General features: G+C 46.5%; 23 protein-coding genes and 1 pseudogene. 11 read left to right on the forward strand and 13 right to left on the reverse strand.

Annotated features, from left to right (window positions below; genetic code table 11):
* Positions 1-36: 36 nt before the first annotated feature.
* Positions 37-837, reverse strand: coding sequence for a 4-hydroxy-tetrahydrodipicolinate reductase (gene dapB, locus ICN46_RS02490; protein WP_216204183.1), 801 nt, complete (start codon positions 835-837; stop codon positions 37-39).
* An 85-nt stretch (positions 838-922) separates the two neighbouring features.
* Entirely contained in the window at positions 923-1501 is a 579-nt protein-coding gene (locus ICN46_RS02495) for an outer membrane protein assembly factor BamE (protein WP_255538705.1), read from the reverse strand.
* A 175-nt stretch (positions 1502-1676) separates the two neighbouring features.
* Between ICN46_RS02495 and fur the strand changes: the two genes are divergently transcribed.
* On the forward strand, positions 1677-2132 hold the full coding sequence (gene fur / locus ICN46_RS02500; protein WP_216204664.1) for a ferric iron uptake transcriptional regulator: 456 nt from the start codon (positions 1677-1679) through the stop codon (positions 2130-2132).
* Between the two features lie 79 nt (positions 2133-2211).
* Here the strand turns inward: fur and gap are convergent, their stop codons facing one another.
* Together gap and tkt are read right to left on the reverse strand one after the other, a co-directional pair.
* Positions 2212-3240: a type I glyceraldehyde-3-phosphate dehydrogenase gene (gene gap, locus ICN46_RS02505; protein WP_216204186.1), complete on the reverse strand. Its 1029-nt coding sequence runs from the start codon at positions 3238-3240 to the stop codon at positions 2212-2214.
* A gap of 61 nt (positions 3241-3301) precedes the next feature.
* On the reverse strand, positions 3302-5296 hold the full coding sequence (gene tkt, locus ICN46_RS02510) for a transketolase (RefSeq protein WP_223146566.1): 1995 nt from the start codon (positions 5294-5296) through the stop codon (positions 3302-3304).
* A gap of 44 nt (positions 5297-5340) precedes the next feature.
* Here tkt and ICN46_RS02515 point away from each other — a divergent pair, with 44 nt between their 5' ends.
* The gene (locus ICN46_RS02515) at positions 5341-6102 is read left to right on the forward strand and encodes a 16S rRNA (uracil(1498)-N(3))-methyltransferase (RefSeq protein ID WP_216204188.1); all 762 of its coding nucleotides are present in this window, start codon (positions 5341-5343) and stop codon (positions 6100-6102) included.
* 28 nt (positions 6103-6130) lie between these two features.
* On the opposite strand, the gene ICN46_RS02520 is transcribed toward ICN46_RS02515, so the two are convergent.
* A complete protein-coding gene (locus ICN46_RS02520) occupies positions 6131-6751 on the reverse strand; it encodes a barstar family protein (protein ID WP_216204190.1) in 621 nt (206 codons plus the stop codon).
* A 127-nt stretch (positions 6752-6878) separates the two neighbouring features.
* Positions 6879-9203 carry an NADP-dependent malic enzyme gene (locus ICN46_RS02525; RefSeq protein WP_216204193.1) on the reverse strand — a complete coding sequence of 775 codons (2325 nt, stop codon included), beginning with the start codon at positions 9201-9203 and terminating at the stop codon, positions 6879-6881.
* 83 nt (positions 9204-9286) lie between these two features.
* Between ICN46_RS02525 and thiL the strand changes: the two genes are divergently transcribed.
* The 3 genes from thiL to ICN46_RS02540 are packed head-to-tail and all read left to right on the forward strand — an operon-like array spanning position 9287 to position 11363.
* Positions 9287-10300 (forward strand): thiamine-phosphate kinase, encoded by a 1014-nt coding sequence (gene thiL, locus ICN46_RS02530; RefSeq protein WP_216204194.1) that lies wholly within the window; start codon positions 9287-9289, stop codon positions 10298-10300.
* Positions 10297-10872 (forward strand): phosphatidylglycerophosphatase A family protein, encoded by a 576-nt coding sequence (locus ICN46_RS02535; protein ID WP_216204197.1) that lies wholly within the window; start codon positions 10297-10299, stop codon positions 10870-10872. The genes thiL and ICN46_RS02535 overlap by 4 nt, the downstream gene beginning before the upstream one ends.
* Positions 10869-11363, forward strand: a complete 495-nt coding sequence (locus ICN46_RS02540; RefSeq protein WP_216204199.1) for a CinA family protein — start codon at positions 10869-10871, stop codon at positions 11361-11363. The genes ICN46_RS02535 and ICN46_RS02540 overlap by 4 nt, the downstream gene beginning before the upstream one ends.
* 19 nt (positions 11364-11382) lie before the next feature.
* On the opposite strand, the gene corA is transcribed toward ICN46_RS02540, so the two are convergent.
* A complete protein-coding gene (gene corA, locus ICN46_RS02545) occupies positions 11383-12348 on the reverse strand; it encodes a magnesium/cobalt transporter CorA (RefSeq protein ID WP_216204200.1) in 966 nt (321 codons plus the stop codon).
* Positions 12349-12422: 74 nt separating this feature from the next.
* On the opposite strand from corA, the gene pyrF reads away from it, so the two are divergent.
* On the forward strand, positions 12423-13268 hold the full coding sequence (gene pyrF / locus ICN46_RS02550) for an orotidine-5'-phosphate decarboxylase (RefSeq protein WP_216204202.1): 846 nt from the start codon (positions 12423-12425) through the stop codon (positions 13266-13268).
* A gap of 22 nt (positions 13269-13290) precedes the next feature.
* On the opposite strand, the gene mtgA is transcribed toward pyrF, so the two are convergent.
* From mtgA to mpl, 6 genes are read right to left on the reverse strand one after another with little or no spacing between them, the layout of a single operon-like run.
* Complete coding sequence (gene mtgA, locus ICN46_RS02555; RefSeq protein ID WP_216204203.1) at positions 13291-14031, reverse strand: monofunctional biosynthetic peptidoglycan transglycosylase; 741 nt, start codon at positions 14029-14031, stop codon at positions 13291-13293.
* Positions 14032-14054: 23 nt separating this feature from the next.
* Positions 14055-14960, reverse strand: a complete 906-nt coding sequence (aroE, locus tag ICN46_RS02560; protein WP_216204205.1) for a shikimate dehydrogenase — start codon at positions 14958-14960, stop codon at positions 14055-14057.
* Positions 14961-14997: 37 nt separating this feature from the next.
* Positions 14998-15864 carry an energy transducer TonB family protein gene (locus ICN46_RS02565; protein ID WP_216204207.1) on the reverse strand — a complete coding sequence of 289 codons (867 nt, stop codon included), beginning with the start codon at positions 15862-15864 and terminating at the stop codon, positions 14998-15000.
* Positions 15842-17860 carry a ribonuclease catalytic domain-containing protein gene (locus ICN46_RS02570; RefSeq protein WP_216204209.1) on the reverse strand — a complete coding sequence of 673 codons (2019 nt, stop codon included), beginning with the start codon at positions 17858-17860 and terminating at the stop codon, positions 15842-15844. The genes ICN46_RS02565 and ICN46_RS02570 overlap by 23 nt, the downstream gene beginning before the upstream one ends.
* A 2-nt stretch (positions 17861-17862) precedes the next feature.
* Positions 17863-18597, reverse strand: coding sequence for a 3-oxoacyl-ACP reductase FabG (gene fabG / locus ICN46_RS02575; protein WP_216204211.1), 735 nt, complete (start codon positions 18595-18597; stop codon positions 17863-17865).
* The gene (gene mpl, locus ICN46_RS02580) at positions 18590-19996 is read right to left on the reverse strand and encodes a UDP-N-acetylmuramate:L-alanyl-gamma-D-glutamyl-meso-diaminopimelate ligase (protein ID WP_216204213.1); all 1407 of its coding nucleotides are present in this window, start codon (positions 19994-19996) and stop codon (positions 18590-18592) included. The genes fabG and mpl overlap by 8 nt, the downstream gene beginning before the upstream one ends.
* A gap of 26 nt (positions 19997-20022) precedes the next feature.
* Here mpl and ICN46_RS02585 point away from each other — a divergent pair, with 26 nt between their 5' ends.
* The 5 genes and pseudogenes from ICN46_RS02585 to prmA form a co-directional block, all read left to right on the forward strand.
* Positions 20023-20550: a TlpA disulfide reductase family protein gene (locus ICN46_RS02585; RefSeq protein WP_216204215.1), complete on the forward strand. Its 528-nt coding sequence runs from the start codon at positions 20023-20025 to the stop codon at positions 20548-20550.
* 240 nt (positions 20551-20790) lie between these two features.
* The gene (aroQ, locus tag ICN46_RS02590) at positions 20791-21240 is read left to right on the forward strand and encodes a type II 3-dehydroquinate dehydratase (protein ID WP_216204217.1); all 450 of its coding nucleotides are present in this window, start codon (positions 20791-20793) and stop codon (positions 21238-21240) included.
* 36 nt (positions 21241-21276) lie between these two features.
* Complete coding sequence (gene accB / locus ICN46_RS02595) at positions 21277-21753, forward strand: acetyl-CoA carboxylase biotin carboxyl carrier protein (RefSeq protein ID WP_216204218.1); 477 nt, start codon at positions 21277-21279, stop codon at positions 21751-21753.
* Between the two features lie 46 nt (positions 21754-21799).
* Positions 21800-23164, forward strand: a complete 1365-nt coding sequence (accC, locus tag ICN46_RS02600; protein WP_216204220.1) for an acetyl-CoA carboxylase biotin carboxylase subunit — start codon at positions 21800-21802, stop codon at positions 23162-23164.
* A gap of 33 nt (positions 23165-23197) precedes the next feature.
* Positions 23198-24115, forward strand: a pseudogene (gene prmA / locus ICN46_RS11950) (50S ribosomal protein L11 methyltransferase); the annotation flags it as partial.
* Between the last annotated feature and the right edge of the window lie 106 nt (positions 24116-24221).

Here is a 24221-nt window from a genome sequence, read left to right on the forward strand (position 1 = left end):
TTCTTCTTTTTGGTGGGCTAATATTTTTCAGAAAGCTTACTTGCGCAATCCCAATACATCTTGCATGTCATATAAACCAGCAACCTGACTTTGCAAGAAACGGGCAGCTCGGAATGAGCCTTGAGCATAAGATTGACGACTGGAAGATTTGTGGCTAATTTCGATACGCTCACCATCGCCAGCAAACAGCACTGTATGGTCGCCAACGATATCGCCTCCACGAATCGTGGCAAACCCAATAGAACCTTCTTTGCGCTCACCTGTATGGCCTTCACGTGCATAGACAGCAACATCGTCCAATTTCTCACCTAAAGCATCTGCAATCACTTCACCCATCTTTAAGGCCGTACCTGAAGGAGCGTCTACTTTGTGGCGATGGTGCGCTTCAATGATCTCGATGTCATACCCTTGATTCAACATTTTGGCTGCAAGCTCAAGGAGCTTGAAAGTTGCGTTCACCCCAACGCTCATATTCGGCGCAAAAACAATCGCCAACTTTTCTGAGGCTTTTTTAAGGCTAGCAATCTGTTCTGCACTTAGGCCAGTAGTGCCAATAATCATCTTGGTGGCGGTTTTCTCAGCAACAGCTAAGTGAGCCATCGTGCCTTCTGGTCGAGTAAAGTCAATCAGAAATTCTGCATCGCTAAGCGCTTGAGCAATATCAGCAGTGATCAACACTCCAGTTTTTTTACCCAAGAATGCGCCCGCATCTTCACCCAACTGAGTGCATGAGCCGTGCTCAAGCGCCCCAACTAATTGAGCATCAGAAGCATTGAGAATAGCCTCAATTAACATTTTTCCCATACGACCGGTGGCGCCAGCAATTGCAATCTTCATCATTTATTTCTTCGCTTCTTTTTAAGGTTATCTACAGCTGCTTACCGCGCTACTAATACAAAAGTAATTCAGATGCTTCCCAAAACTACTTAGCATCGCTAGCAGGTGAGACATTTAGAGCGCCAGGCCCCAATGCTTCAGCCGGTGGCATGGGCTGTCCATCTGCTGGCTTTTTTGAAAAACTAAAAAAGTCCCAGAATGAACCTGTACTTGCACTATCAACTGCCGGAATGGGTGCTCCAACTGGCAAGTTATCAGTCTTACTAGGCACAAGTAATTCTGGCTGCTGCAACGCAGGAGTTACAGGCGCCTTATTGGACCCTGTCACCACATCCCAAAATGAGCGCTTAGTTTTTGCGTAATTATCAATTTCAGCAACCAACTCAACATCAGTCGGCAATGCATCACCCTCAAACTTAACGAGCTTATCGCCTTCAAAAAATACTGTTACGCGACGGTCTTTACCAACCACCTGGCCATTGCGCTTAAATTCAAAAACATAATCCCAGCGATTTGCATGGAAGTAATCAGCGAGTAAAGGTGTGCCTAAAATCTGACGAACCTGTTCACGAGTCATGCCAAGATTTAATTTGGAGTACTGCTCAGAGGACACAAAATTGCCTTGGACAATATCTGGCACATAGGGTCTAAAAATCTTATTCATCCAGTTTCGCTGGGTATCATCTACAGCTGTAGTGCACCCACCAAGGCCAATCAGCGCAATCAAGGCCGCGAGCCAAAAGCCCCGCGAAACAGGGTTTAAAAAACGGATAAAAAGTTGAAGGCAATTTTGCATGGCTGGCCGTATCATTAAGACATTGATTTTAGCGCCCAAAGCCATGAATACGACCCAAAACCCTACTCCAGCAGATTTACGCGATATCGGCCTAAAAGCCACTGGCCCCCGCATGAAAATCCTAGACTTTTTTCACCAAAATGGTGGCACGCACTTTAGTGCCGAGGATGTCTTTAATGCTCTGGCAAAAGACGACCAAGAAATCGGTTTGGCGACCGTTTATCGCGTTCTGACCCAGTTTGAGCAAGCCGGACTGCTGCTTCGCAGCCATTTTGAGTCTGCCAAGGGTGATAGTCGGGCAATTTATGAGCTCAATGAAGGCCAACATCACGACCACTTAGTTTGCCTAGATTGTGGGCATGTGGAGGAATTTATGGATGAGGCGATTGAAAAACGTCAACGAGATATTGCTAAAAACCTTGGATTTAAGCTTCAGGAGCACACCTTAGCGATGTATGGACACTGCGAAAAGAAAAATTGTCGAAATAAGCAGAAATAGCCCAAAAAGCACAAATAAACAAAAAAAGACCTCATTTAGAGGTCTTTTTATATCAAAATCTACTTTTAAGGACTTTTACTTACTTTACCGCCATTAAAGCCTCGGCGGCATTCAGCATTTGAACTGAATAACCCCACTCATTGTCATACCAAGCCAGAACCTTGACTAACTTGCCATCAGCAGAAACTCGGGTCTGGGAGGCGTCGTAAATACTTGGACGTGGATCGTGATTAAAGTCGATCGAGACTAAAGGAAGAGTATTAAAGCCTAGAATACCCTTCAACTCACCCTCGCTTGCTGCCTTCAGGATTGAATTGACTTCATCTACGCTAGTAGCGCGACTAGCTGCAAAAGTTAAATCAACGACCGACACATTAATGACCGGAACACGCATGGCAAAACCATCAAAGCGCCCTGCTAAAGCTGGTAGCACCAAGCCAACTGCTTTAGCTGCGCCAGTTTTGGTTGGAATCATACTGGTCACTGCAGAGCGAGCGCGGCGCATATCCTTGTGATACACATCGGTTAAAACTTGGTCATTTGTAAATGCGTGAATCGTTGTCATCAAACCAGATTCGATGCCAATCTTCTCAAGCAATGGCTTGACCAAAGGTGCCAAGCAGTTTGTTGTGCAACTGGCGTTAGATACAACTATATCGCTCGACTTGAGTACCTGCTGGTTTACGCCATAAACAATCGTGGCGTCCACATCCTTCTCACCAGGAGCAGAAATTAATACTTTCTTTGCGCCTTGCGAGATGTGCACCATCGCTTTTTCTTTAGAAGTAAATTTACCTGAACACTCAAGCACCAAATCCACACCGAGCTCGCCCCACGGAGTTTCCAAAGGATTGCGTGTAGAAAACATCTTGATACGATCACCATTAACCACCATGTGATCACCATCTACCTTTACTTCGGCTGGGAAACGTCCATGCGCTGAATCGTATTGCGTTAAATGCGCGTTGATATCGATATCACCCATTGCATTAATCGCAACAATTTTAATATCGCGTCTTGGTTTTCCGTTGGCCTGGTCCTCATACAAAGCGCGTAACACCATACGTCCAATGCGACCATACCCATTAATTGCGACACGAATTGTCATTTCATTCCCTTTGCTAATTTTGAATTCTGTAATGAATAATTATTTCAGTTCTTGTTGCTGTTTATTTCAGAGCAATGCATTGCTTCACAGTGTTAGAAATTTGATCCACTGTCAAACCAAAGTACTCATAAAGCTGTGGGGCGGGCGCTGACTCACCAAAGGTGTCCACACCATGCACGGCTGCGCAACCATACTTCCACCAAAAATCAGTGACGCCAGCCTCAACCGCAATACGCGGCACATTCACTGGCAACACGCTGGCTTTATAAATAGAATCCTGCCGATCAAATACAGAAGTTGAAGGCATCGATACGACACGAATTCCTAGTCCTTCTTTTTCTAGATGCTCAGCCGTTTGCAAAGCCAAAGCAATTTCAGATCCAGTGGCAATAATCACTGCATCTATCTTTGCCTGCTTCGATTCACGCAGAACATATCCACCGCGAGCGATATCCTTAATCTGCTGTGTATTGCGTGCCACAAATGGGCAATTCTGGCGACTAAAAATTAAAGCGCTCGGACCATTCTTGCGCTCAATGGCTGAGCCCCAGGCTACTGCACTTTCAGTGGTGTCACATGGACGCCAAACCATCAAATTTGGAATCAAACGTAGGCTAGCAATATGCTCAACCGATTGATGGGTTGGACCATCCTCACCCAAACCAATCGAGTCGTGGGTAAATACAAAAATACTGCGCAACTTCATCAGGGCCGCCATGCGCAAGGCGTTGCGACTGTAATCAGAGAAGGTGAGGAAGGTTCCGCCAAACGGAATATATCCACCATGCAAGGCAATACCGTTCATGATGGCGCTCATGCCAAATTCACGTACGCCGTAGTTAATATGATTGCCCCATTGATCAGCCCGAACCGGTTTGCACGCACTCCAATTGGTGAGATTAGAACCGGTTAAGTCTGCCGAACCACCCATGAATTCTGGTAGCGCTGGAGCAAGCGCTTCGATCGCATTTTGACTGGCCTTACGAGTAGCAACAGTTTCTGCTTTTGCCTGGCAAGTTTTTAAATAATTGTTCAGTGTTGATGAAAAATCTTTCGATAAATCACCCTGCATGCGACGCTGTAATTCAGAAGCAAGCTCTGGATATTTATTTTTATAAGATTGGAATTCTTTATTCCATTCATGCTCAGCTGCTTGACCTCGTTTCTTGAAATCCCACGCCTCATAAATATCTTTGGGAATCTCGAATGGGGCATAAGGCCAGTTCAAAGCAACACGAGTAGCTGCAATCTCAGCAGCCCCTAATGGAGAACCGTGTACTTTATCGCTACCTGCCATATTCGGTGAGCCTTGACCGATCGCAGTCTTGCAGCAAACTAAGGTTGGCTTGTCACTCTTCTTAGCCTGAGCAATGGCTGCTGCAACGGCTTCAGCATCATGACCATCCACCGCGCGAATCACATTCCAACCATAAGCCTCAAAACGCTTTGGCGTATCTTCATTAAACCAAGAGACCACCTTGCCATCGATGGAGATGCCATTGTCGTCCCACAAGGCAATCAACTTATTGAGCTTGAGCGTTCCAGCCAATGAACACACCTCATGACTGATGCCTTCCATCAAACAACCATCACCCAAAAAAACATAAGTATGGTGATCAACGATGTTGTGACCTGGGCGATTAAATTCTTCTGCCAATAGTTTTTCTGCAAGCGCCATTCCAACTGCATTGGATATTCCCTGACCCAAAGGTCCAGTTGTAGTTTCAACACCAGGGGTAATGCCATATTCAGGATGACCCGGAGTTTTGCTGTGCAGCTGCCGGAAATTTTTTAACTCATTCATCGGCAAGTCGTAACCAGTGAGATGCAAGAGCGAGTACAGCAGCATCGAACCATGACCATTTGACAACACGAAACGATCCCGATTTATCCAATGAGGATCAGTGGGGTTATGTTGTAGATGTTCGTTCCAAAGCCCAACGGCAATATCTGCCATACCCATAGGCATTCCAGGGTGGCCAGAATTAGCTTGTTGAACCGCATCCATGGAAAGGGCGCGAATGGCATTGGCCATGCGAATTTGAAGGTTTGACATCGTAAATTTGGTCTCGAGGAAAATAAATTGGCTATATTTCAGTAATGCCTCAATTTTATCTTCCCGGGCCTTGGGAAATCCAAAAGCCAACCCCCCTCACTCCTGAGGTAGCCCACCATCTGCGCGTGCGCCGTGTTCAGCTTGGCGCTAGCTTCCCAGTATTTGATGGAAAAGGTCAGGTAGCCAAGGCTGAACTCCTATCTTTGAGCACAAAATCCGGGGAGGCACTGATAACCGAAGCGCGCTTTGATACCCATCGTGAGACCCCTTATGCCATTACGCTAGCCCAAGGCCTTGCCGGTGGCGACAAAATGGACTGGATTATTGAAAAAGCGATCGAAACTGGCGCTCAAAAAATCGCTCCACTCCAATGCGAGCGCTCTGTCATCAAGCTCACAGGATCCAATAATGCCGAGCGCGCTGAAAAACGAGGCATTCACTGGAAGGGCATTATTCAGGCCGCCTGCGAGCAATGCGACCGGACCGTTCTAGCGAAGCTTGAGTCCATTCAAAGCTTTGAGAGCTACCTTAAAACCTCAGAAATGCCCTCATTAAAGCTTCTATTGAGTCCAGATGCCACCACAAGCATGAATTCCATCCTAATAAATACCGCTCCCCAGGATATTGTCTTAATGATTGGTCCAGAAGGTGGCCACTCCCCAGAAGAGGAGTCTCTTGCTCGAGCGGCAGGCTATCAACTCGTATCTCTTGGCGAGCGTGTGCTTCGAACAGAAACCGCCGGTGTTGTGGCAATTACAGCAGTTCACACTATTTGGGGCTCAGAAATGCAAAATCGCCTCAAATAGAGGCGATTAAGAGGCTAATGCTGATGATTTAAGCGAAAGAATAGAAGACGCGATAAGGCGTCCGACGCTCTGCCCAGAAATCCACCGCATCACGGAATACATCTAACAAAGTTTCACGCGCTTCTTTGTCAAATTTCTGGGTACAAGGTAAACCCTCAAGAACCACTACAAAGCCTGGCTGTGGACCTGACTTATCGACCAAAGTAGTTAAAGCATCTAATAGTGGATCGTAGTTCTTTGCCTGCTGCTTAGTCAGAGAATAAGCGGTAGCAATCGATTCTAGAACCTCGCCTTTAGTCATTGCATGGGCACAGCTAGCGTAAATAAAGTGCTGACCCAACTCTGTTGCCGCTTCCTGTAAATCTGGCGTACGGAAGGCGCGAATAGATTGCACAATATTAGGGCGCACACTGCGCAACATTGCCGGCGGTCCGGCATCACGAACGGCCAAAGCGGCACGCCAAGTAGCTGTCACTTTTTTCCCCGAAACTTGATTTGCTGCATAGGTTTGTAAACGAGATAAACCACCCTGAGCATAAACGTTGGCGGCAGATGATTCGGTTTCAAGTCGATCATTGCTGTCCCAACTTTCAGCACGGCCATGTTCATCAAAGCTTGCCGTATTGTTGTTTTCAGAGCGATTATTCATGATGGGTGCTAGGTTACCCTTAACACGCCATCAAATCAAGCCCAAATACTGCACATTTTATATAAACTATTGATTTATATAAAAATAATATAGGTAAGTGAATACTAACTTAACTATAAAAAAGTACTTAGGAAATACCTCTAGCGTTGCTGGCAGCCTCAACAACAGCCAAAGTTGTCACATTCACAATTCGACGTACTGTCGCAGCAGGAGTCAAAATGTGAATCGGCTTAGCTACGCCTAACAGCAATGGGCCGATTGCAATGCCATTTCCAGCGGCTGTTTTCAGCAGGTTGTATGAAATGTTGGCAGCATCAATATTGGGTAGAACCAGTAGATTTGCATCGCCCTTCAATGGTGATGATGTTACCGCTCCAGACCGAATGGTTTCATCGAGTGCACTATCACCATGCATCTCACCATCAACCTCTAATGTCGGATCCGCCACCTTCAGCAAAGCCAATACCTCACGCATTTTGATTGCGGAAGGTGCATTACTAGAGCCAAAGTTCGAATGCGATAGCAGTGCAACTTTTGGAGCAAGCCCTAATTTACGCATCTCGCTGGCAGCCAGAAGCGTTAATTCGGATAACTGCTCAGCACTTGGATCAATATTGATATGGGTGTCAACCAAAAATACTTGTCTACCTGGCAAAATTAAACCAGACATTGCGCCGTAAACATTGGCGCCCGCCTCTTTGCCAATGACTTCATCGATATACTTAAGGTGCGTGGCAGGATTACCAATGGTTCCAGAGATCATGCCATCAGCCATGCCCTTAGAGATCAACATGGATCCAATCAAGCTATTACGACGACGCATCTCCAGCTTAGCAAAAGATTCAGTGACGCCTTTACGCTCAGTCAAAGCGAGATAGGTCTGCCAAAAGTCGCGGAAGCGCGCATCATTCTCTGGATTCACAATCTCAAAGTCATCGCCAGCTTTCATGCGCAAGCCAAACTTGTCAATCCGATGCTCGATCACTGCGGGGCGACCAATCAGAATTGGTGTTGCGAGGTGCTCGTCAATAATGATTTGCACCGCGCGCAATACGCGCTCGTCTTCGCCCTCGGCAAATACAATACGCTTTTGGTTGGTAGGCACGCGTTTAGCAATACTAAACAACGGCTTCATTAAAGTACCAGAGTGATACACAAACTGCTGCAATTGATTGCGGTAAGCATCAAAGTCTTTAATCGGACGAAGAGCCACACCATCCTCCATTGCAGCCTTTGCAACAGCAGGTGCAATCACGGTAATTAAACGTGGATCAAAAGGTTTTGGAATCAAGTACTCCGGCCCAAATGACAAGTTCTCAATACCATAGACAGAGGCAATCACTTCACTCTGTTCGGCCTGAGCCAATTCAGCTACAGCTTTCACTGCAGCAACTTCCATGCCGCGTGTAATGGTGGTAGCACCAACGTCCAAAGCACCACGGAAAATAAATGGGAAACATAAAACGTTATTCACTTGATTTGGATAATCGGTACGGCCAGTAGCAATCAATGCATCAGGACGCACCGCTTTTACTTCTTCAGGCAGAATTTCTGGTGTTGGATTTGCCAAGGCATAGATCAATGGCTTGTCGGCCATCTTTTTAACCATATCCTGCTTGAGCACGCCGCCAGCAGAGAGGCCTAAAAAAATGTCAGCACCTTCGATTGCTTCAGCAAGGGTACGAAGAGTGGTGTCTTGGCAGAACGGCTCTTTCTCTGGGTCCATCAACTCTTTACGCCCTTTATAAGCGACGCCAGCAAGATCCGTAACCCAAATGTTTTTACGCGAAATTCCAAGATCCACCAAAAGATCTAAGCATGCCAAAGCAGCAGCTCCTGCACCTGATGTCACGAGTTTCACATCAGCAATATCTTTACCAACCACCTTCAAGCCATTCAAAATAGCGGCTGCAACAACAATTGCAGTTCCATGTTGATCATCATGAAAAACTGGGATCTTCATGCGCGCTTGCAACTTGCGCTCGACCACGAAGCAATCTGGCGCCTTAATATCCTCTAAATTGATACCACCAAAAGTCGGCTCAAGTGCAGCAATGATTTCCACCAACTTATCTGGATCACTTTCATTGACCTCGATATCAAATACGTCAATGCCAGCAAATTTCTTAAAAAGAACTGCCTTACCTTCCATCACGGGCTTGCTTGCCAGCGCCCCAATGTTTCCCAAACCCAAAACAGCGGTACCGTTAGTAATGACACCCACTAAATTTCCACGCGCTGTGTAGCGAAAGGCATTCGCAGGATCTTTAACAATTTCTAAGCAAGGTGCTGCAACACCAGGCGTATACGCCAACGCTAAGTCGCGCTGATTCGTGAGTTGCTTTGTAGGGGCAATCTCAATTTTTCCTGGGGTTGGAAACTCGTGATACTGAAGTGCCGCTGCTTTTAAGGCTTCAATTTGCTGTTCTGCGCTATTACTTGATTTGGTCATCACTTAACTCATTGAAAGACATATTGGAGGCTCTAATTCTATTCCTCTCGGGAGGGGAACTCTCAAGAGCCATAAAATGAGGCATGCAATCTGAACTTGGCGAATTTGAACTTATTCAACGTTTTTTCAAAACGGGGGCAGATGCCATGCTTTCCTTGAACGATCGGTCGATCTCGCTTGGTATTGGAGATGACTGCGCCCTACTAAAGCTTAATCCAGAAGAAACCATGGCGATCACCAGCGATATGTTGGTCGAAGATCGCCACTTTTTTGCCAACGCCAATCCCGAGTGGCTAGGCCATAAAGCGTTGGCGGTAAACCTTTCAGACCTCGCTGCCATGGGCGCTAAGCCGATAGGCTTCACTTTAGCCATCTCATTACCGCGAGTTGATTTAGCTTGGTTAGAAGCCTTTTCCAAAGGTTTATTTGCGCTCGCACATGAATATTCTTGCCCCCTCATTGGTGGGGATACAACTGCAGGTCCGCTGAATATTTGCATCACTGCTTTTGGCAGTATTCCACAGGGAAAGGCTATCAAGAGATCTGAGGCTTTTCCAGGAAATGATATTTGGGTCTCTGGATTAGTTGGTGATGCAAGACTTGTTCTTGCTGCACTGCGTCATGAATTAACACTTCCACCAAAAGATTTACAAGCCATTGATGCTCGCATGCACCAACCCACCCCAAGAATTCAATTGGGGATGGAATTAAGAGGCATTGCTACTGCAGCCCTAGACATTTCAGATGGACTCTTAGGTGATCTCAAGCACATCCTCACTCAATCGAGAGTGGATGCCGAGATTTTTCTTGATCGACTTCCTAAATCAGTCACCCTCCAGCAGCAAAGTGAATCTATTCAAAATGAATTTGCCGCCTGTGGCGGCGATGATTACGAAATTTGTTTTACAGCACCGCCCGATCAGCAGAACATCATTCATGACATCAGCAAAAAATTAAACTTAGCAATCACGCAAATCGGCAGGATTAAAACAATGGAGTCATCAAAGCCAAAAATTGAGCTACTGGACCAAAACGGAAGAGTATTGAGCGAAAGTAAAGTGGCGTACCTTTTCAAATCATTCGATCACTTTGCATGAATTTGGAAATAAAACCCGCCTTGCCACCGCAACCCCACCTGAAGTGGATGTTAGGCACGATCGGTCGCACGATTGCTTTTGGTTTCGGTAGCGGACTTAGCCCCAAGGCTCCAGGGACCGTAGGGACTATATGGGCGTGGGCTACTTTTTTGGTGGGTAACTATTTTCTGTCCACCGATAATTGGCTTTGGGTCATTGGCGTTGGAATTTTGTTAGGCTCTTGGGTCTGCGGAAAAGTGAGTGAAGAGCTTGGTAAACCCGATTTTGGTGGGATCGTATGGGATGAGATTCTTGCGTTTTGGCTCATCCTGATCGTCATCATGCCTGCCGGTGTTTGGTTACAAGCGGTTGCTTTTGCTCTCTTCCGATTTTTTGATGTGATCAAACCAGGCCCGATTGGAGTAATTGATCGTCACTTTAAAAAATGTGATCAATACAACAACTCAAATCCCTCAAACAAGAAAAAAATTCTTTGGCGTGGCTTTGGCATCATTGCTGACGATTTAGCCGCAGCTCTCTGCACCTTGTTCGTTATTGCACTTGGCCAAATCCTCTTCAATCAATTTCAATGAAAAATAACTTGTCTTTATCCCAGATAGTTGCTGCCGCACTGATCAGCAAAGGTTGGACACTTGCGCTTGCGGAGTCTTGTACTGGTGGGCTTGTTTGCGCGACCCTAACTGACTTGGCTGGCTCTAGTGACTGGTTTGAACGTGGCTACATCACCTATAGCAATGAAGCTAAATCAGAGTGCTTAGGCGTATCGCCAGAACTAATTGAATCTTTTGGTGCTGTGAGTGAACAAGTCGCAAAAGCGATGGCAGAAGGCGCACAAAAAAACGCTGGTGTTAATGCTGCAATCTCTATCACTGGTATTGCAGGTCCAGCAGGTGGCTCCACTGAAAAACCCGTTGGTACGGTCTGCTTTGGTTGGGCGATACGAGACAGGAATTCTCAAAACCTCGCAATTTGCAAAACAATGCATTTTGCAGGCGACCGTCAAGCGGTTCGTGAGCAAGCGCGTGACTATGCCCTATCAGAACTCATTGCACTACTTAAATAAGTAATTGCAATTTAAGCGGTTACTTCATCCAACCTTTGTGCTGGAAGTACCAAAGCGGGATGATCGCAGACACAATCATGACACCAATAGCCATTGGGTATCCCCAAGATAAATCAAGCTCAGGCATAAATCTATAATTCATACCCCAGATACTGGCAAGTAATGTTGGCGGCATTAGGGCAACAGATACCACCGAGAAGATCTTGATAATCTTACTTTGGTTCAGGTTAATAAAACCAACCGTTGCATCCATTAAGAAGTTAATTTTATCGAACAAGAATGCAGTATGGTTCTCCAAAGAATCGATGTCGCGCAAAATCTGACGCGCCTCTTCTTGTTGCTCATCAGAAAGCAATTTGCTACGCATCAAAAATGAAAGCGCACGGCGTGTATCCATCACATTGCGACGAATGCGGCCATTTGTATCTTCTTCGGTTGCAATCGTTTCCAAAACTTCAGCTGCGTCGGCGTCGTTAATGTCATCAGAAAGTACTCGTTTACCTGCGCGCTCCAAGTTCTCATAAACCTCTTCCAAGGCATCAGCAGAGTACTCGGCATCCGTTGAGTAGAGATCAAGCAGGACATCTTTTGCATTACTGACAGAGCCCGGGCGTAAACGTGCACGCAAGCGTACTAAACGGAACACCGGTAAATCTTCATCGTGAATGGAAAACAATACTTGCTTGGTCATCACAAATGCGACCCGTACGTTGCGAGAGGTTTCCTCTTCATCCAACAGAAAATCGGTACGAATATGGAGATGGCCGTCATCAGCTTCAAAATAACGTGCGGAAGCCTCTAGGTCACCTAAATCATCTAGCTCGGGCAACAACACCCCAAAAGCCTCTTTAATCCACAAAAGCTCTTCCTCTTCGGGATCGACAACGTCAATCCAGATGGGGTTTGAATATTGCAACAATTCATTGCGATCTTCGACTTGCTCTTGAGAGAGGCGGCCATTTTGCAGGACGAACAAGTTGATCATGGTGAACTCCTAAGGAATGTGCGCTAGTTTATCCTATAGACCATGACAGTTTCACTAAAATAAGCTCAAATCCAATGAACACCAGCCAAAATACCTTTACCCAGCAACTCCAGTCTGCATGGGCTTCCCAAGGCAGCATGCTGTGCGTTGGGCTTGACCCAGACCCCAAGCGCTTACCCTCATCATTACAAGGGAAATCGGAAGGCATCTTCGAGTTCTGCCGCGAAATCGCTGATGCCACGGCAGACTTAGCCTGCTCTTTTAAGCCCCAATTTGCTTACTTTGCATCTCAAGGCGCAGAGGCTCAACTCGAAAAACTGATTGGGTATCTCAAGAATAAGCACCCCAAAATACCGGTAATCCTAGATTCCAAGCGTGGAGATATCGGCAGCACAGCCGAGCAATACGCCCTAGAGGCCTTTGAGCGTTACGGTGCAGATGCGGTAACCGTTAACCCCTATATGGGCTTTGACTCTATAGAGCCCTACCTTCGCCATACCGGTAAAGGCGTCATTGTCTTATGCCGTACTTCCAACCCAGGTGGGTCTGATTTGCAATTTTTGAATATCTCTCCCAGCGGAGAGCCACTCTACCTTCATGTAGCAAAGTTGGCCGCCCAAAAATGGAATGCTTCGGGCCAAATCAGTCTAGTGGTGGGCGCCACCTTCCCAGAAGAAATTGCCAAAGTACGTGAGATTGTTGGTGAGATGCCCCTCCTCATACCTGGCATCGGCGCTCAAGGCGGCGATATTGATGCCACAGTAAAGGCAGGCAGCATTGCCAATAAACTCGGAACTGGCATGATGATCAACTCTTCGCGAGCTATTTTGTATGCCAGCTCTGGAACTGATTTTGCAGAGGCAGCTAGAAAAGTCGCGCTTAGTACTAGGGATGCCCTCAGAACTGCGGCCGAAAAATAAAACCGCGACCTACCCTCCCTAGTTAGTGAGACCCACTTTTAATGGTTGCCGTTAGCGCAACCCGGTCCATATTCTCCAAAATAAAATCTTGGCGTATTGGGAAATTGATATTCGCCTTACGACAGTATTGCGCCTTATCAAAACACTTTGGTGCGGGTAGGGCGGATGCTAATGCAGCAGACTCCTCGCGACTTAATACTGCTGGAGTACTAACAAAATAATGCTGGGCAGCAGCGCCAATGCCAAAAATGCCCTCACCCCATTCAACTGAATTGAGATAAATCTCAAATAATCTCTGCTTTGAGAGTGTTAGCTCCAGCATACCGGTAATGATCAGTTCCTGGGCTTTGCGAAAATAGTTTTGCTCTGAAGATAAAAATAAATTTTTTGCTAATTGCTGTGTAATCGTTGATCCGCCGCGCAATGCGACTTTTGATTTACCGCCAAGATGATTTTTCTGTTGATTCTTTTCCCATGCCTTTTGCATATCCTCAACACGGACGCCCTTATGCTGAAAAAAAATATCGTCTTCGCTCACCAGAACGGCCCGCTTTAAATGGCCATTAATATGGTTATATGAAACCCAATTAGATTGAATGGGGCAGGACCAATGCCAGCTACACAAGCGCCAGCGCTCAGCCCTTTGAAAGGCGGTGCCGCTAGGATCTAAGCTCGTCCACAAACCAATTTGAATAGCAAAAAAAACTTGCATGGCAACAAGTCCGCACAATACACATTTCAAAAAGTAACTAAGCCAACGCATGAGAAAAATATCTGACTAAGAATTTAGCTACGTAACTCAGATAAAACAGCGCGTGAATCAATCTGGCCACTCAAATCTGCGCCGCGCCAAATGAGAAATGCATCAGCAGCTTGCTCTACCAACATGCCTAAACCATCGCTAACACGCGCACCACGCAACAAAGCTTGCTGCATAAAAGCAGTAGTCTTGCCGTAGACCATATCGTAGGCAAACGAACTAGGTGCAAAAATATTATTGACTGCACCTGCAGTTAACGGGGACTCGTCATTCAAACCTGCAGCCGTTGCATTAATAACCAAATCGAAAGCTGTCGTGGTCATTGCATGATCTTCCAACTCAAGTAATGTCCGCGCTTCCAGTTGCACCCCTTTAATCTTGGCAAGGCCTGCGAACATAGATACTAACTCTTCAGCTCTCGAGTTTGAACGGTTTACAACGGTAAGCTGGACTGGCAATTGATCTAGCAGGGGGCCAATGACACCACGAGCAGCACCACCAGCACCCAAGAGCAAAATACGGGTACCACGAATCTCAATACCCTGAGCCAAAAGATCACGAACCAGGCCCGAACCATCAGTGTTGTCACCATAAATTTTTCCCTCTTTAATCCAAAGAGTATTTACGGCACCAGCCAACTGCGCACGAGAAGTCAAAACCTCTGCCATCCCCTGCGCATCTAATTTGAAAGGAACAGTGACATTCATACCCTTGCCGCCAGCAGCAAAAAAGGATTTCGCAACACTGACAAATTCTCCAACAGCAGGCTGCAGTCGACCATAGTGCATTGCCTGCTTAGATTGTGCGGCAAAACGCTGATGAATAAGGGGGGACTTACTATGGGCAATAGGATTACCGGCGACAGCATATACATCCAAACCAGGAAATTGGACTGGATCAGTGTGAAACTCATTGATAGGAATGGAGTTCATATTAGCTACAGAATAAGCGAATTTCTGAATTTTTTGATTAATGTCGCAACTCTAGACGATCAGCTCCATCACGCGTGAACTCAAATGTAGAAATCCAATCTAGCACATCAATCTGATTGCGCATTGCTGTCGGAAACGGCCCAAAAGGAGCTGAAGCGCGCGCAATAGCTAGGGCTTGTCGGTCTAACTCAGGATTACCGGAACTACGCCCAATACTTAAACCATCCCCACCTTGAGGATTGGTAGCGATATGTCCCTGCGCATCCACACTGAGAACGATCACTAAACTTCCATACAAAGGCCGACCATTAGCACGTGGAAAGAAGGTGCTGCCATACACCTCAATCTTTTGACGCATGGCATCACAATACTGAGCAAAAGCTACCGCTTTAGTGCTAGAGCCTGTCAATATCTTGCGCCGAGGACCCCGTCCATCCACCTGCAATCGCTTGGCTAACTCGGCCTCCAGAGAATTCAACTGGGGTATAAGATGCTGCTCATCTCCACTTACTCGTCCACTAGTACGAGACTTCTCTGCTTCTATTTTTGCTAGCATTTGCTTTTGTTTTTTTTCCAATACCTCAAGCTGTGCTTGCATACCGAGCCTAGCGCGATGAACTACCGTCGTATCTACATCAACACTATTACCCCCACCCTGTAAATCGGCTTGCGCTAATTTATCGGCCTGCTTAAGCGATATTGGATTACTGGCGTTCACTAAAACCACGCTTAAGGGGGTATTTAAGCGCCGATTTTGCATCTCGCCAACGCCCCAGCGAAAGGATAGGAAGATCACATGAATCAAAAGGGACGCACAAAGCGCCAAGCGAAAAGGGTAGCGCCGCCATGCACGCTGCAAATAGCGTTGAGCCCCTTGGAATCTATTTGACTTCAGGGCTTGCATTATCCTGGGGCACTTCCAGAACTGGTTCGGCCGGCTTCACAAGCGCATCACTCTGCAAGACTCGGACTCCCGCGCTCAACTGCAATAAATCGATATCGGAAATGATCACTTCTGCGCGCGTCATACGAGGATATGCAGCTAACTCGGGAATAGGCAAATGTAGGGGAATCAACTCCAACCTAGACATACCCTCTTTGAGGTGACGAACAAAAAGTTTTTTTGGCTCACTATCTTGAGCCACCCACCGTAAGCACCAATATTTTTCTAGGCGGTCTTGATACTCACCATACGCTTGGTAGCAAGCCTCGAAATCGGCTGCAATGCCCATCAAGGTTGCATCCCTTGGTGGAAATGGTGCCACCATCTTTGCGGTTACGCCATGTTTAGCCAGCGCAATTAATTGCCATTGATTTACTAAATCTGAATAGCGACGCAGCGGCGATGTACACCAAGCGTAGTAATCAAGGCCCAAACCTTCATGAGGCCCTGGGGTAGTTTGCATGCGTGTGCGCAAAGGACCCCAACCCTTTTGGGTGCGAAATAATCCAGGCAAGCCATGATCAGCCAACAAGCGTCCAGATGCACTATTACAGAAAATCATCCACTCGGCAACGATAGTATCCAGAATTGAGCCTCGCTGTCGCGGTGTAATTTCAACCCGCTCCCGACCCTCAACTTGTTTAATTTGAAAATGAAAATCTCTTGCTAAGGCGTTGGGGTCAATCACACCTAATTGCTCGGCACGCAAACCATTGGCAACCCGTTTCTCCTGACGCTGCGCATGCAGATGTTTGGCAGCCACCCATAGGATAGCTAATTCTTGACGATGCGGATAGGTGCTAACCTCATCCTGCAAACTCATTTCGCTCACTTGATCTTCAAGGTTCTCAAGACGTAAATTAGCAGCAATCGGCACCAACTCAGCACGCATTTGCAAGGAGCCATCGATAGTTTGACCTTGTGCATCAATGTCTACGTAAATCGATAAAGCCGGACAGGGTTTGCCTTCATCTAAAGAGAATTGTGCAATCACTGAATCAGGCAGCATTGTGATCTTGTCGCCAGGGAAATATACGGTCGACATACGATTCCGCGCAAGCTGATCCAATGGATCATCCCGGCTAATCAGCAAAGCCGGAGCGGCAATATGAACACCAATGCGATGTGCCCCATCAGCTAGACTGGTCACGGATAGAGCATCATCAATCTCCGTTGTACCCGAGTCGTCAATGGAAAACGCACTTACTTTAGCCACTGGGAGCTCAGCTATAACTGCTTCATAAGCAGAAAGGTCAATCGTACTGCTTTCATTGTGAGCAAAGCCGTTAGGAAAATGTGCTTTGAGAAACATTCCCTGGTGATAATCCAAAGGTGAATGTATCGCCCCACAGCGAATCATTAGCTGCGCTGGCGATTCTCCAGTTGCTGTGCAAGCTGCAATCAAAGCCTTATATGCGGAAGTATTTTTATCTGGGGAGAATAGTAATTGCTTAACCTGAGGCTTGAGCGCCTCAGGAAATACTCCTGCAACCAATTCTTGCTGCCAAAGAGTCTGTTGCTCTAATTCATTTTGCTTACGCGCTAAGGCCGCTAAGCCTGCTTGCAGTTGCTCTAGTGGGGCCCTCTGAAAACGTCCACGCCCTTTGCGTCGGAAAAAGACCGGGGCGCCTTGCAAAGCAATGGCCAGAGATGCTTGCTGCGAAATCGTTGCCTGATCCCCGAAGTATTCCTTTGCAACATCCAAAAGACCAAACTCCTCTTCTGGAGCGCAATCCCAAAGAAACTGCAAGTCAATCTCTTTTGCTATGGCTGAGGCGTCATTCATCACAGCTTGAGCCTCAGGTTTTTCAAATCGCAGCCAAACCTCTTTCGCCTTTAGCTTAATCTTTTTGCCAGACAAGCTTGTCGCTTGCCATGACTCTGCATCCCCTGCACCAGATGCAGACTGGACCGTGGCGATCTTGATGTCACCACCTTCCTCATATAAAAGATGCATGCTTACAGTGAAATCCCGCCACTGGCCTCAAGCGCCACACCATTCACATAGCTAGCTTCGTCGCTTGCCAAGAATAAGTACACATTAGCCATTTCTTCTGGAGTACCCAATCGCCCTAGCCAACTCCGTTTTTCAATGTCTTGAAGGATATTTTCTGGCATTGCTTTTACCATTTCAGTAGCAATAAATCCTGGGCATACAGCATTGACCCGAATCCCTTTTGGACCAAGCTCGCGCGCCCAGGTCTTGGTAAATCCAATAACACCAAATTTAGTTGCCGAATAATTTGTTTGTCCAAAATTTCCATAAAGCCCAACCACGCTTGAAGCATTCACAATAGCTCCGGAACCAGCTTCAAGCATATGAGGCACCACAAGTTGCGTGCAATTGAAAACGCCCTTGAGATTAACGTCAATGACCGTATCAAATTGTGCCTCTGTCATTTTTACTAAACGTGCATCCTGCGTAATGCCGGCGTTATTGACCAAAATATCAATGCGGCCATGTTGTCGCATGATTTGATCCACTACCGCTTGAATGCTGGCTCGGTCGGTCACGTTCATGACGAGCGCCTGCGCACCAGGTATCTGCGCAGCAGCAGCTTTTACAGCATCAGGGTTTAGATCTGCAATCATCACCTTCGCGCCCTCTTGAGCAAAACGCTGTGCTGTTGCAAAGCCAATGCCTTTGGCGGCACCAGTAATGATGGCGACTTTATCTTTTAATCTATTACTCATTTTTACCCTCTAATGCTTTTAATATTTTTTGATGCACCCCACCAAACCCACCATTGCTCATTACTAGTATGTGGTCACCAGGCCTAGATTCTTTAACAACTGCCTTTACCAAATCGCCGAGATCGCCGAATACTTTCGCCATACCAGGCTCTTTTGTATTAAGCGGGGAAAGCACCTCGTTGAGATCCCAACCCAAAGACTCTTTGCCAGAGCTGGCTCCAAAAGCAAATACTCTATCGGCCTCCTGCAGGCTATTTGGTAATTGAGCCTTCATTACCCCCAGCTTCATTGTGTTAGAACGCGGCTCTAGGACCGCCAAAATACGCTCTGCCCCAACACGGCGACGCAAACCATCCAATGTGGTTGTGATCGCCGTTGGATGATGTGCAAAGTCGTCATATACCGTAATGTCATTTGCAATTCCAATTGTTTCTAAACGACGCTTTACATTCTTAAATGCAGCCAAGGCCTTAGCTGCATCCGCAGGAGAAATACCAATATGATTCGCCGCTGCGATCGCAGCTAAAGCATTCAATTGATTATGCCTACCCATCACCCCTGAATCTGGCGCCCAAGTGACAGTGGCTAACTGCTTGCTGTCTTTGATAACAATAAAGCCATCACCTACTTGAGAAATTAAAGACCAGGCATTTTTAGTGTCATGCCCAAAAAGCTCTACTGGCGTCCAAGCACCGCGCGCAATCACCGTTGCTAGTGCAGGCTCTTCGCCATTTACCACCAATAATCCATCACTAGGAACAGTCCGAACGAGATGGTGAAACTGCGTTTCAATTGCAGCAAGATCAGCAAAAATATCAGCGTGGTCGAACTCTAGGTTATTTAATAAGGCAGTACGCGGTCGATAGTGAACAAACTTGCTGCGCTTATCAAAAAAGGCTGTGTCATATTCATCAGCCTCGATCACAAAATATTTTCCCTTGCCCAAACAAGCCGACATTGTGAAATTCAAGGGCACCCCACCTATTAAATAGCCAGGTTGATATTGATTAAATTCTAAAATCCATGTGAGCATTGCAGAGGTGGTTGTTTTGCCATGCGTTCCGGCTACCGCCAAAACATGCCTACCAAATAACACTTCTTCGCCCAGCCACTGAGGCCCAGAGGTGTAAGGCAAGCCTTGATTGAGGATTGCCTCCATCAATGGATTTCCCCGAGAAACCACATTACCGATGACAAATAAATCCGGCATGGTCTCAAACTGTAATAATTGGTCAGGCGAATATCCCTCAATCAGCTCAATACCTTGAGCCTCAAGCTGTGTGCTCATTGGTGGATACACGTTGGCATCGCAGCCAGTAACGCGATGGCCAGCTTGACGAGCGATTGCGGCAATGCCGCCCATGAAAGTACCGCAAATGCCCAAGATATGAATATGCATTAGCGAATTTTAGCGAAGGAGTTGGAATGAACCGAAGACAATGGGTTGTGATCTGTGGAATTAGTCTCTTAGCACTGCTCGCCGGCATCTTCAGTTCGCCTTGGATTTCTAAAATAGGATCTGTTAGCGAGCCAGCCATAAAAGCTTTTTTTTCCAACGAATGGCACTCCCCCGATGGAAAAGAGCTTGACACCCAAAATTGGTCGGGAAAAGTACTTGTGGTGAACTTTTGGGGGTCTTGGTGCCCTCCATGCGTAGAAGAAATGCCTGAACTGGAGAAACTTCAATGGGAGTTTTCAGGTCAAAATGTCTTATTTGTCGGCATCGCCATTGATTCACCATCTAACGTACGCGAATTTCTTAAAAAAACCCCAGTTTCATATCCCATTGCCATGGGTGGGATGAATGGTAGTCAAATCTATAAAGCATTGGGCAATACCCAATCGGCATTGCCTTATACAGTCTTGATATCCCCCTCGGGAAAAATACTCGATAGCAAACTCGGAAAGATAAATGAAGATGAGCTTAGAAAAAGCATTAAATCTGCTTTATAAGAACTTTTACCATCATTTAACGGCAGATATTTAGAATAGAAATTTGCTAATTTCATCTCTTTTAATACCAAAATCATAATTAGGAGCATTTTTTGTATCCCTTTTTAGACTTCTAAAGCTATCCAGAAGGTATACTCCCCTCAGTGCTTTATGGTGCATGATTTTCATGAAGCAAGCAGTTGCAATCCAAAAAGCTTAATTAACTTATTGACACCTAACTGCCTCTAAAAATATCGATCTATGTCGAAAAATACTTCAATTCTCGTAATTCAAGGCCCAAATCTCAATCTCTTAGGCAGTCGTGAGCCAGAGGTTTATGGCACAACAACACTAGATGACATTCACAAGAAGCTTAGTGAGATTGCCAAAACTCATTCGGTTGGGCTTGTCACCTACCAAAGCAATCATGAGGGCGAGTTAATAGATCGCATTCAAAAAGCTAAACAGGATGGGGTTGATTTCATCATCATCAACCCTGGTGCATTTACCCACACCAGTGTTGCCCTCCGGGATGCGCTGGCTGGAGTCGCCATTCCATTCACAGAAATTCATTTGTCCAATATTCACCAGCGCGAAGAATTCCGCAAGCACTCCTATTTGTCGGATATAGCGACTGGCGTCATTTGCGGTCTTGGCGCCATTGGATATGAGCTCGCCCTGCAAGCGGCGATTGTCCGTTTACAAAAATAAAGATTAATTCAGCATTAAAAGAGAGGAATTACTTCCATGGATCTTAGAAAACTTAAAACCCTGATTGACCTTGTTTCTGAATCAGGCATCTCTGAATTAGAAGTAAACGAAGGCGAAGATCGTGTTCGCATCGTCAATGCTGGCTCCGGCCCCTCAAACATGGGTCAAGTTGTTTATGCTCATCCAGCCCCAATCCAAAGCACTCACCCTGCGCCCGCTGTAAATACACCCGCAGAAACAACCACTTCCGAAGCCATGGAAGCGCCGGCGGCTGAAACAGGTTTCGTAGCGCGCTCACCAATGGTGGGCACTTTCTATCGCGCAGCCAACCCAGAATCTCCTGACTTCGTAAAAGTAGGCGATACGGTTGCTGTTGGCCAAACGCTTTGCATTATTGAGGCAATGAAGCTCCTCAATGAAATAGAAGCCGAAAAAGCCGGCGTCATTAAACAAATTCTGTGTGAAAACGGTCAGGGTGTTGAGTTTGATCAACCCCTTTTCATCATTGCCTAATCTCAACGACACACACTTACTCACCTTTACCTAACTCAGAGCCGATATGTTCGATAAGATTCTGATTGCCAATCGAGGGGAAATTGCCCTTCGTATCCAACGCGCCTGCCGCGAATTGGGTATCAAAACTGTGGTGGTGTATTCCACCGCAGATAAAGAAGCAAAATACGTCAAACTAGCCGATGAGGCTGTTTGTATCGGACCAGCACCTTCTCCACTGAGCTATCTCAATATGCCAGCGATTATTTCGGCAGCTGAAGTCACTGATGCCGAGGCCATTCATCCAGGCTATGGCTTTCTCTCAGAAAATGCTGACTTTGCTGAGCGTGTTGAAAAATCTGGGTTTGCTTTCATTGGTCCTACAGCAAGCTCTATTCGTCTCATGGGTGATAAGGTTTCCGCAAAACGCGCCATGATTAAAGCAGGAGTGCCTTGCGTACCAGGATCTGAGGGTGCATTGCCCGATAACCCAAAAGAAATTATTGCGGCTGCCAAGAAAGTTGGGTATCCAGTCATCATTAAAGCGGCTGGTGGTGGTGGTGGGCGCGGCATGCGCGTTGTTCACACAGAGGCAGCATTAATTAATGCCGTCAATATGACCAAAGAAGAGGCTGGGCGCGCTTTCGGAAATCCCGAGGTCTACATGGAAAAGTTTCTGGAGAAGCCCCGCCATGTAGAGATTCAGATCTTAGCTGATACCCATGGAAATGCGATTTGGTTAGGTGAGCGAGACTGCTCTATGCAACGTCGTCATCAAAAAGTGATTGAAGAGGCGCCCGCACCTGGCATTGATCGTCGCTTAATCGCCAAAATTGGCGAGCGTTGTGCTGAAGCATGTAGAAAAATTGGCTATCGTGGCGCAGGCACCTTTGAATTTCTGTATGAAAACGGTGAATTCTTCTTTATCGAGATGAATACACGTGTTCAAGTTGAACATCCGGTAACAGAAATGATTACTGGTGTTGATATTGTTCAAGAACAGATTAGGATTGCCGCAGGCCTGAAATTAAATTACCGCCAAAAAGATATTGTGTTCCGTGGTCACGCTATCGAATGCCGTCTTAACGCGGAAGATCCATTTAAATTCATACCGAGTCCTGGAAAAATTGGTTCATGGCATATGCCTGGTGGCCCTGGTATTCGAGTGGATTCGCATGCTTATAGCGGTTACATTGTTCCGCCGCATTACGATTCGATGATTGGAAAGCTCATTGCATATGGCAATACTCGCGAACAAGCGATTCGGCGCATGCAAATTGCCCTTTCAGAAATGGTAATCGATGGCATCACCACTAATGTTCCTTTACATCGCGAGCTCATGCTCGACCCAAACTTCATTGAAGGTGGCACCAGCATTCACTATCTAGAACATCGCTTAGAAGAGCAAGCCGCTAGTCGCGGTAAAGCCTAACTGATACCTGAATGATATTTAGGCGGGGTTTATATGTCCTATCGTGAGCTAGTCTTTACCGTTCCCGCTGAAATTGCCGAACCCTTAGGCGACATTCTTCTGGATCTGGGCGCACTCTCAATCACGGTTGAAGATGATGCAGCAGGCGGCTACGACGAAAATCCACTGTATGGTGAGCCGGGGCTATCTCCAGATGTGCATGCTTGGGATCGTTCTGCTGTAACCGCCCTATTTAATCCTGAAATCGATGGTTCGGCTACTGCAGAGTTCATTCCAAATCTGCTTGCCTCTTTAAAAAAATTAGGCTTCAACCTGCCAGCGCCTCAAGAAAAAACAGTTGAAGAGCAAGATTGGGTACGCTTAACTCAGAGTCAATTTGCACCAATTCAAATTGGGAAACGGATTTGGGTAGTACCCTCTTGGCATGATGCTCCGAGCGATCCAAATGCAATCTGCTTAGCAGTTGATCCGGGCTTAGCATTTGGCACTGGCAGCCACCCCACCACCCATCTTTGCTTGCTCTGGCTTGAAGAGCATAGCGATCTTCAAAGTCAAAGTTTGCTCGATTACGGCTGTGGCTCTGGAATCTTGGCAATTGCAGCAGCAAAACTCGGTTGTCATCCGGTTGTTGGTACAGATATCGATCCACAAGCGATGGTTGCCGCTCGCAGCAATGCCGAAATCAATCAAACGGTGATTCGATTTGTTTTGCCAAATGAAAATGCGACTGAACTGGCTGCAGAAACCAAATACGATATCGTGATGGCCAATATTCTGGCCAATCCTCTTCAAGTGCTTGCGCCGGCATTGGTCAACAAGATGCGCCCGGGTGGCCAAATTGTTCTGTCTGGCGTCTTGGCACGGCAAGCAGAAGAGGTGATTGCAACTTACAGCCAATGGCTAACACTTTCTGTATGGAAGGAAAGTGAAGGATGGGTTTGTTTGAGCGGAGTCCTTCCTACTGATAACAGAGGCAAGCTCTCTACGCAGGCTCAAAAAAAAAGTTTTGAGTTAAGGCCCAAGTTTGCTTTTCTGGGGATTTTTTTCCTACTCTTGA

This window comes from Polynucleobacter sp. Latsch14-2 (assembly GCF_018881925.1).
Lineage (GTDB): Bacteria > Pseudomonadota > Gammaproteobacteria > Burkholderiales > Burkholderiaceae > Polynucleobacter.

Bases quoted from the DNA above. Each gene is read 5' to 3' on its own strand.
- ICN46_RS02565 (WP_216204207.1), bottom strand. From the start codon at position 15,864: ATGCAAGCCCTGAAGTCAAATAGATTCCAAGGGGCTCAACGCTATTTG.
- accB (WP_216204218.1), top strand. From the start codon at position 21,277: ATGGATCTTAGAAAACTTAAAACCCTGATTGACCTTGTTTCTGAATCA.
- accC (WP_216204220.1), top strand. From the start codon at position 21,800: ATGTTCGATAAGATTCTGATTGCCAATCGAGGGGAAATTGCCCTTCGT.
- ICN46_RS02515 (WP_216204188.1), top strand. From the start codon at position 5,341: ATGCCTCAATTTTATCTTCCCGGGCCTTGGGAAATCCAAAAGCCAACC.
- ICN46_RS02520 (WP_216204190.1), bottom strand. From the start codon at position 6,751: ATGAATAATCGCTCTGAAAACAACAATACGGCAAGCTTTGATGAACAT.
- ICN46_RS02540 (WP_216204199.1), top strand. From the start codon at position 10,869: ATGAAAAATAACTTGTCTTTATCCCAGATAGTTGCTGCCGCACTGATC.
- fabG (WP_216204211.1), bottom strand. From the start codon at position 18,597: ATGAGTAATAGATTAAAAGATAAAGTCGCCATCATTACTGGTGCCGCC.
- aroQ (WP_216204217.1), top strand. From the start codon at position 20,791: ATGTCGAAAAATACTTCAATTCTCGTAATTCAAGGCCCAAATCTCAAT.
- mpl (WP_216204213.1), bottom strand. From the start codon at position 19,996: ATGCATATTCATATCTTGGGCATTTGCGGTACTTTCATGGGCGGCATT.
- ICN46_RS02535 (WP_216204197.1), top strand. From the start codon at position 10,297: ATGAATTTGGAAATAAAACCCGCCTTGCCACCGCAACCCCACCTGAAG.
- ICN46_RS02525 (WP_216204193.1), bottom strand. From the start codon at position 9,203: ATGACCAAATCAAGTAATAGCGCAGAACAGCAAATTGAAGCCTTAAAA.
- ICN46_RS02570 (WP_216204209.1), bottom strand. From the start codon at position 17,860: ATGCATCTTTTATATGAGGAAGGTGGTGACATCAAGATCGCCACGGTC.
- pyrF (WP_216204202.1), top strand. From the start codon at position 12,423: ATGAACACCAGCCAAAATACCTTTACCCAGCAACTCCAGTCTGCATGG.
- mtgA (WP_216204203.1), bottom strand. From the start codon at position 14,031: ATGCGTTGGCTTAGTTACTTTTTGAAATGTGTATTGTGCGGACTTGTT.
- fur (WP_216204664.1), top strand. From the start codon at position 1,677: ATGAATACGACCCAAAACCCTACTCCAGCAGATTTACGCGATATCGGC.
- thiL (WP_216204194.1), top strand. From the start codon at position 9,287: ATGCAATCTGAACTTGGCGAATTTGAACTTATTCAACGTTTTTTCAAA.
- gap (WP_216204186.1), bottom strand. From the start codon at position 3,240: ATGACAATTCGTGTCGCAATTAATGGGTATGGTCGCATTGGACGTATG.
- aroE (WP_216204205.1), bottom strand. From the start codon at position 14,960: ATGAACTCCATTCCTATCAATGAGTTTCACACTGATCCAGTCCAATTT.
- dapB (WP_216204183.1), bottom strand. From the start codon at position 837: ATGAAGATTGCAATTGCTGGCGCCACCGGTCGTATGGGAAAAATGTTA.
- ICN46_RS02585 (WP_216204215.1), top strand. From the start codon at position 20,023: ATGAACCGAAGACAATGGGTTGTGATCTGTGGAATTAGTCTCTTAGCA.
- corA (WP_216204200.1), bottom strand. From the start codon at position 12,348: ATGATCAACTTGTTCGTCCTGCAAAATGGCCGCCTCTCTCAAGAGCAA.
- ICN46_RS02495 (WP_255538705.1), bottom strand. From the start codon at position 1,501: ATGAATAAGATTTTTAGACCCTATGTGCCAGATATTGTCCAAGGCAAT.
- tkt (WP_223146566.1), bottom strand. From the start codon at position 5,296: ATGTCAAACCTTCAAATTCGCATGGCCAATGCCATTCGCGCCCTTTCC.